We start from the raw sequence: 7,080 nt of genomic DNA, 5'->3' as shown, positions 1-7,080 counted from the left end.
GAGAAGACCTTGTTGACGTAGGTCTCCTGCATCAGGTGGCCCTTCTTCATCCCCGAGACGGTGACGAAGACGATGACCACGTCCTGCATGGTGGCCGGGACCGAGTTCTCCAGGATGTCCTTGAGCACGTCGCGGCGGTTGCGCAGGTTCAGGTCGTTCAGCAGCGCCTTCATGATCGCCGCGTGGCCCGGATAGCGGATGGTCTTGTAGTTCAGGTTCCGCACCTGGCCGTCCAGCGTGTGGCACAGGGTGCCCAGGCCGCCGGAGGTGTTGAAGGCCTCGTAGGTCACGCCGTCGAGGGCGAACTCCTCGCACTCCTCGAGGGCGGGCGTTTCGCGCAGCTTGCCGTTGGTGATCGCCTCGCAGGGCTCGCAGTACTCGTTGATCACCCCGTCTGTCGACCAGGTGAGGTTGTAGTTCAGCGCGTTCGACGGATAGCGCGGCAGGGCGCCCACCCGCAGGCGGACGTCGTGCAGCTGGTCGAAGTGCTTGATCAGGTCCCAGGCGGCGATGGTGATGAAGCCGGGGGCGAGGCCGCACTGCGGGATGAAGGCGGTGGTGGCGTCGACGGCGAGATCGCGGACGACCCGGCTGGAGGCCACGTCCTCGGTCAGGTCGAGGTAGTGGGCGCCGGCGGCCTTCGCGGCGCGGGCGACGGCGATGGTCAGGTGGTAGGGCGCGCAGTTCACGACCGCGAAGGCGCCATTCAGCGCGCCTTCCATCTGGGTCGGGTTATCGATGGCGATCGCGGCGGTCTCGACGTGGGCGCGGCCGGCGAACTCGGCCAGCGCCTCGGCCGACTGGTCGATGAGAACGACGCTGTAGCTCCCCGAGCCGACCAGTAGGTCGACGACGGTGGATCCGATCTTGCCCGCACCGACGACGGCGACTTTGCGCATGGAATGACCTCTTTTGTTGGCCGGCCCAGAATCTGCCGCCCCCGAGTCGCTTTCAACTGGCGCCCCGGCGATATGCGGGTCTATTTTGGACATATCGCCGACCTGATTGCACGGAACGCCGATGGACGACCTGGACGAGCACCTGCTGGCGAGATTGCGCGACAACGCCCGCGCGCCGGTGGCCGAACTGGCCCGCGCGCTGGGCCTGTCACGGACAACGGTGCAGAGCCGCCTGGCCAAGCTGGAGCGCAACGGGACCATCGCCGGCTATGCGGTGAAGCTGGCCGGGGCCTACGAGGCCGCCCGGGTGCACGCCTTCATCATGCTGACGGTGGAGCCCAAGTCGGCGGCGGCGGTGACGGCCGCGCTCAAGCGGATGCCGGGCGTGCGACGGCTGCAGTCGGTGAGCGGGCCGTTCGACATGATCGCCACGGTGGAGGCCGCGGGGGTTGCCGAGATGGACGCCGTCATCGACGAGATCGGCGCGCTGAAGGGCGTGGAGCGCACTAACACCTCGCTGGTGCTCTCGACGAAGTTCGACCGCTGATGGCCACGATCCTCGCCGTCCACGCCCACCCCGACGACCTGGACATCCTGGCCGGCGGCGCGCTGGCGTACCTGAGCTCGGTGGGGCATCGGGTGGTCATGGTCACCGCCACGGCCGGGGAGGGTGGCTCGGCCGAGGTGGGGCCCGTGGAAACCGCGCGGCTGCGCCAGGCCGAGGCTGCGGCGTCGGCGGCGCACATCAAGGCCGAGTACCGCTGCCTGCGCTTCCCCGACCTGGGCGTGTTCAACGACGACGCCTCGCGCCGGGCGGTCACCGAGCTCTTGCGCGAGGTGCGGCCCGACATGGTGATCACCGCCTCGCCGGCCGACTACCATCCGGACCACGAGGCGATCAGCGTGCTGGTGCGCGACGCCTGCTTCGCCGCGCCGGTGGCCAATTACAAGACGGGCGGGGCGGCGGCGCTGGCAGGCATCCCGGCGCTCTACTTCACCGACGCCATCGGCGGCCGCGATCGCGATGGGAACCGGCTGAAACGCGACTTCGGCGCCGACATCACCCGCCACTTCGCGGTCAAGAAGGCGATGATCGCCGAGCATCGCAGCCAGGTGGCCTGGGTCGCCAGGCAGCATGGCGTCGCCGACTTCCTGGCCGACACCGAGGCGTGGAGCCGGCATGTGGGCGCCGACTTCGGCGTCGCCTACGCCGAGGGCTTCCGCCAGTACCTGCACACGCCCTACCCGAAGGCGGCGGTGCTACAGCAGCTCCTGGGCCCGCTGCTCCTGAACCCCTGAGCAGGCCGCATCGTAGCGGGCCCACATGGGCGCACAGTCGACGACCTCGCGCGCCGCCAGGGCGCGGTCGATGGCCATGACGGTCAGGCCAGCTTCCAGCGACTCGTAGGGCGTCACGGGGAAAGCCGCGCGCGCCTCCATGGCGGCCAGCAGGTCCAGCGCCATGGCCTGGTCGGCGCCGTTGTGGGCGTCGGCGGTCACGTTGCCGTACTCGACCTTCTCGGGCTTCCCGCGGAAGAGGGCGCGGCGGACCATCAGCTTGTTGCGCACCAGGTCGGCGATCAGCGTCCCTTCGGTCCCGGCCACGTACCAGCGCCGCTCGGTGAGGGCCGTGTGGCTGTTGGCGTGGAACGAGAGCCGCACCTGGTTGGCGTACTCGATCAGGGCCACCTGGTGGTCGGTGACGTCCATGTCCGACTGGAAGGCGTCGTTGGCCGCGCCCCAGCCGGCGTCGCGGAAGGTGTAGGCGTCGGAGCCGTCCTCCCAGGTGCGCGCCGCATCGGCGCGCTCGGAGGTGAAGATCCGGCGGCCGCCGAAGCTGGCCACCCGTGCGGGCCGCGCGCCGACGAAGCGGCCGAAGACGTCGAAATCGTGGACCACCTTGTCCAGCAGGTAGCTGCCGCCCCAGGCCTGCTTGCGCCGCCAGTTGCGCGCGAGATAGCCGCCGTGGTCGGCGCCCAGGTGCTCGGTGGCGTCGATCGAGACCAGTTCGCCCAGCTCGCCGCGGTCGATGCGGCCGACCACGTCGCGCACGATGGGCAGCGAGCGCATGACGAGGCCCACGTAGATCGGCGGCGAGGGCTGGGCGAGCCGGCGCGCGAGGGCCTCGGTCTCCTCCTCGGTGCGCACGATCGGCTTCTCGGCGAAGATCGGCCAGCCGGTCTGCATCGCCAGCATCAGGTGCTCGAAGTGCAGGTGGTTGGGCGCGCCCAGCATCAGCAGGTCGTAGGGGCCGCGGGCGATCAGCTCGGCCGGGTCGGCGCACGGGTGGCCCATGCGGATGTCGGCCGCCGCCAGGATCGGTGCGCCGACGGGGGCGGGGTCGGCGTAGGCCTCGAGCACGAAGCTCCAGCCCACCTCCTTCATGGCCGCCAGCACGTGGGCGATCCGCTGCCCGAGCCCGATCACGCCGATGCGGTAGGTGGTCATGGCCGTCTCCTCTCCGGAGGTATCAGACCGCAGGCCCGCCGCCGGGTCTAGCCATGGATCCCGGCCTTCGCCGGGATGAGTCGCTGCGCCCTCACTTCTGCCTAGGCGCCTTCAGCTCGGAACCCGTGAACTCGCCCATCGGGTCGCGCTGGACGCCCATGAGCAGGGTGCGTGCGGCGTTCCTGACCTCCTCCTGGACGGCGGTGTCGGCATCGAGGGCGTCGTGGCTGGTGGCGTAGGGCTGCCAGTAGCCCACGTAGCGGTCGAGCTCGGCGGTCGGCCCGGCCGCGCAGAGGTGCATGAAGCGGAGCCAGTCGCAGAGCGCGCGGCGCACGTTCTCGGCGCCCTCCACGTCGCCGTGGACCACGACGGCGAACTGCCGCTTGGCGAGGTGGCGGGGATAGTCCCAGCCGTCGAGCTCGATCTGCTTGGCTTCCTCTGCCCGTTTGCCGTGGGTGCGGGTGGGGTCCGGGTTGCCGCCGTCGGCGCAGACCAGCCGGTCCATCATCAGCTTCAGCGGCGAGGTGGGCGAGTACCAGTTCACCGGCGTGACGATCATGATCCCGTGGGCTTCGACCCACATCGGGTAGACCTCGTTCATCCAGTCCTGGGTCTGGCCGAGGGCGTGGTTCGGGTAGCACGAGCAGGGCCAGTGGCAGAGCGGCGCCGCGGTCGAGTAGCACGCCTTGCAGGGGTGGATATTGCGCCCGTACTCCGAGGCCAGCCGGGACAGGTCGAGCACCCGCACCGCGGTGTTGTCGGCGGCCTCCAGGATGTCGAGCGCCAGCCGCACGAACCGCCAGGACTTCGACATCTCGCCGGGGCAGGTGTGCTCGCTGCGGGACGAAGCGTTGATCAGCAGGAACCGGTGCGGCCCCTTGGGGTCGTCGTGGCGGGCCTGGGCCGCGTGGATCGCCCCGCGGGCCGCCAGCCAGTCGACCGAGAGGTCGTAGTCCGGATCGGCGAATTCCGGGCCGGCCTTGCGGGTGATGGGCGCTTTTCGGCCGGCCGAGTAGGCGCCCCACGCCACTTGCACGACCCTCTCCAGCTCGGCGTCCAGCGCGCGAAACGCGGGGTCGCGGAACTGCTCGAGGTAGCGCCGCCGGAACTCGGCCTCGGCCAGCGTAGGGTCGGGCATGCCCTTGCGGGGCTCGGGAGCGCGTCTCGCCATTCTGCCGCCAACGGCTGCGCTCGGCGGTCGTTCCCGGCTAACGGCGTGCGACCATTGGCCGAATAACGATGTTGGTTACGCGCCTTAAACGAAAAAGGCTCAAGGATGCCGGGTACTTGGGGGTCCCGACAGGGCAATGAGATCTCTTTCGCGCAGGTTCCTGGTCAGCGTCGGCGTCATGTCGCTGATCGTCACCATTCTGGGGACGCTGGGCGCCTACCTCGTGTTCAAGCGCGAGCTCGAGAACCGCCAGATCGCCTTCCTGCAGGACTACGTCCGCGAGCGCTCCAGCAACGTCGAACGCCGCTTCTCCAACCTGACCGCCCTGCACAAGGCCGCCGGCGAGGAGCTGGAGCGGCGGATCAACCACCTGAGCGACGCCGAGGTGGACCGGCTGGCCGACGTCTACTTCCCGCGCCGTCCGGACGGCACGCGGCGCAGCCGCGACCCCTGGTTCGAAGGCGTCATGCAGAACGGCCAGTACGTCTATGGCATGGGCGCGCTGATCGGCGAGGCCGACAAGCTGACCCGTGCCGAGAAGCGGGTGCTGGTGGCGGGCTTCGAGCTGGTGGCCAACTTCGGCCAGGCGGCGCGCAAGGACTACGACAACTTCTATTTCTTCACCCCGCCCAAGACGCGGCTGATCATCTTCGGCCCGGACCGGCCTGACCGGCTGATGTTCTACCGCCACGAGGCGCCGGCTGATCTCGACATCTCCCAAGAGGAGATGTCGTCGCTGACCAGCCGCGACAACGACCCGCAGGGCCTCACCCGCTGCACCAACCTGCAGCGCCTGATCCAGGACGAGGTGGGCGAGCGGCTGGCCACGGCCTGCCTGACGCCGGCCTACGCCAACGGCCATAACGTGGGCGCCTTCGGCTCGTCGATCGAGCTGACCGGCTTCATGGCCAACGCCGTCAAGACCTCGCTGCCGGGCGCCGCGACGCTGCTGGTCACCGGCAAGGGCGAGCTGATCGCCTATCCGGGCTTCACCACGCCGGGCAAGGCGGCCGAGAAGACCGTTGCCGAGTACGAGCACCGGCTGGGCCTGAAGGCGATGGTGGCGGCCATCCACCGCACGGGCCAGACCAGCGGCGTTGTCGACAGCCCCGACGGCCAGCAGATCGTGGCGTTCGGCCAGCTGGCCGGCCCCGACTGGTACCTGATGCTGAGCTATCCCAAGGCGGCCGTGGCCGCCTCGGCGGCGCGCTCGGCCTCGTGGCTGCTGTGGATCGGCGGCATCGCCACGGCGATCCAGACCCTGCTGGTGGTCTATGTCGCCCGCCGCGCCATCGTCTGGCCGCTGCAGCGGCTGGCCGACTCCTGCGAGGCCGACGAGGCGGAACGCCCGGACGTCGCCCTCGAGGAGGGTCGCCACGATGAGATCGGCGTGCTGGCCCGCGCGCTGCGCGGCGAGCGCGAGAAGGCCGAGGGCATCATGGCCTCGCTGGAGGACCGGGTGCACGAGCGAACGGCCCAGCTGGAACGGGCCAACGCCGAGAAGTCCCGCTTCCTCGCCAACATGAGCCACGAGCTGCGCACCCCGTTGAACGGGGTGATCGCCATTTCCGAGACCCTGTCGCGCCAGCAGGAGACGGCCAAGGGCAAGGAGCTGGCCGAGCTGATCGTGTCATCCGGCCGCCTGCTGGAGCGGGTGCTGACCGACATCCTCGACTTCTCGAAGATCGAGGCGGGCGAGATCAAGCTGGCGCGCGACGAGTTCGCCATGTCGACGCTGGTCAGCCGCATCGCCGAGCTGCATCGCGCCTCGGCCGAGATCAAGGGCCTGAGCTTCACCTGGTCCGTCGCGCCCGAGGCCGACCGCCGCTTCGCCGGCGACACGGTGCGGATCACCCAGGTGCTGTCGAACCTATTGTCCAACGCCGTGAAGTTCACCGAGGCCGGCGAGGTCCGCCTCGAGGTGGACGCCGCGGGCGGGACGGTGGGCTTCACCGTGGCCGACACCGGCATCGGCTTCGACGAGGAGGTGCGCCAGCGCCTCTTCCGCCGGTTCGAGCAGGCCGACGACTCCATCCGCCGCCGCTTCGGCGGCACCGGCCTGGGCCTGGCCATCAGCCGCTCGCTGATCGAGCTGATGGGCGGGACGATCGAGGTGGCCTCCGAACCCGGCAAGGGCTCGACCTTCTCGGTGGTGGTCCCGCTGGAGCATGTGGACGGCGAGGCGGTCGAGGCCGAGGAGGACGCCTCCGAGGGCTTCGACATCTCGGGCGCCCGCGTGCTGCTGGCCGAGGACCACCCGACCAACCAGAAGGTGGTGCAGCTGGTGCTGGACTCGGTGGGCATCGACCCGGTGATCGTCGAGAACGGCAAGCTGGCGCTGGAGGCGCTGCGGGCCGAGCGCTTCCACGTGGTCCTGATGGACATGCAGATGCCCGAGCTGGACGGCCTGTCGGCCACCAGCCAGTTGCGGGCCTGGGAGCGCGAGCACGGCCTGCCGCGAACGCCGGTGATCATGCTCACCGCCAATGCCCTGGACGAGCACGTGAAGGCCAGCCTGGAGGCCGGCGCCGACGCCCACCTCTCCAAGCCCATCCGCGCCGA

At 69.8% G+C, this 7,080-nt stretch carries 6 protein-coding genes; 3 read left to right on the top strand and 3 right to left on the bottom strand.

What is annotated here, in order from left to right:
* Positions 1 to 899, bottom strand: an 899-nt coding sequence (locus VGD44_RS15355; protein ID WP_331088597.1) for a saccharopine dehydrogenase family protein, incomplete at its 3' end; no start/stop codon positions are given.
* Between the two features lie 121 nt (positions 900 to 1,020).
* On the opposite strand from VGD44_RS15355, the gene VGD44_RS15350 reads away from it, so the two are divergent.
* Both VGD44_RS15350 and VGD44_RS15345 read left to right on the top strand, forming a co-directional pair.
* A complete protein-coding gene (locus VGD44_RS15350; RefSeq protein ID WP_331088596.1) occupies positions 1,021 to 1,446 on the top strand; it encodes an Lrp/AsnC family transcriptional regulator in 426 nt (141 codons plus the stop codon).
* Positions 1,446 to 2,198: a PIG-L deacetylase family protein gene (locus VGD44_RS15345; protein WP_331088594.1), complete on the top strand. Its 753-nt coding sequence runs from the start codon at positions 1,446 to 1,448 to the stop codon at positions 2,196 to 2,198. Before VGD44_RS15350 ends, VGD44_RS15345 begins: the two co-directional genes overlap by 1 nt.
* Here VGD44_RS15345 and VGD44_RS15340 read toward each other — a convergent pair.
* Both VGD44_RS15340 and VGD44_RS15335 read right to left on the bottom strand, forming a co-directional pair.
* Entirely contained in the window at positions 2,160 to 3,347 is a 1,188-nt protein-coding gene (locus tag VGD44_RS15340; protein WP_331088592.1) for a Gfo/Idh/MocA family oxidoreductase, read from the bottom strand. The two genes, VGD44_RS15345 and VGD44_RS15340, sit on opposite strands and share 39 nt — an antisense overlap.
* Before the next feature lie 91 nt (positions 3,348 to 3,438).
* The gene (locus VGD44_RS15335; RefSeq protein ID WP_331088590.1) at positions 3,439 to 4,518 is read right to left on the bottom strand and encodes a flavodoxin family protein; all 1,080 of its coding nucleotides are present in this window, start codon (positions 4,516 to 4,518) and stop codon (positions 3,439 to 3,441) included.
* Between the two features lie 136 nt (positions 4,519 to 4,654).
* Here VGD44_RS15335 and VGD44_RS15330 point away from each other — a divergent pair.
* Positions 4,655 to 7,080: ATP-binding protein (locus VGD44_RS15330; protein WP_331088588.1), on the top strand; the 2,426-nt coding region annotated here is incomplete at its 3' end.

Source organism: Phenylobacterium sp. (assembly GCF_036402295.1).
In the GTDB taxonomy this organism is placed as follows: domain Bacteria; phylum Pseudomonadota; class Alphaproteobacteria; order Caulobacterales; family Caulobacteraceae; genus Phenylobacterium.
Note: the sequence above shows the minus strand (reverse complement) of the source record. Positions and strands in the feature narration are given on the sequence as shown.

What these genes read in the sequence shown, in the direction of transcription:
- VGD44_RS15340 (WP_331088592.1), bottom strand. Translation starts at nt 3,347, where the DNA reads ATGACCACCTACCGCATCGGCGTGATCGGGCTCGGGCAGCGGATCGCC.
- VGD44_RS15335 (WP_331088590.1), bottom strand. Translation starts at nt 4,518, where the DNA reads ATGGCGAGACGCGCTCCCGAGCCCCGCAAGGGCATGCCCGACCCTACG.
- VGD44_RS15350 (WP_331088596.1), top strand. Translation starts at nt 1,021, where the DNA reads ATGGACGACCTGGACGAGCACCTGCTGGCGAGATTGCGCGACAACGCC.
- VGD44_RS15345 (WP_331088594.1), top strand. Translation starts at nt 1,446, where the DNA reads ATGGCCACGATCCTCGCCGTCCACGCCCACCCCGACGACCTGGACATC.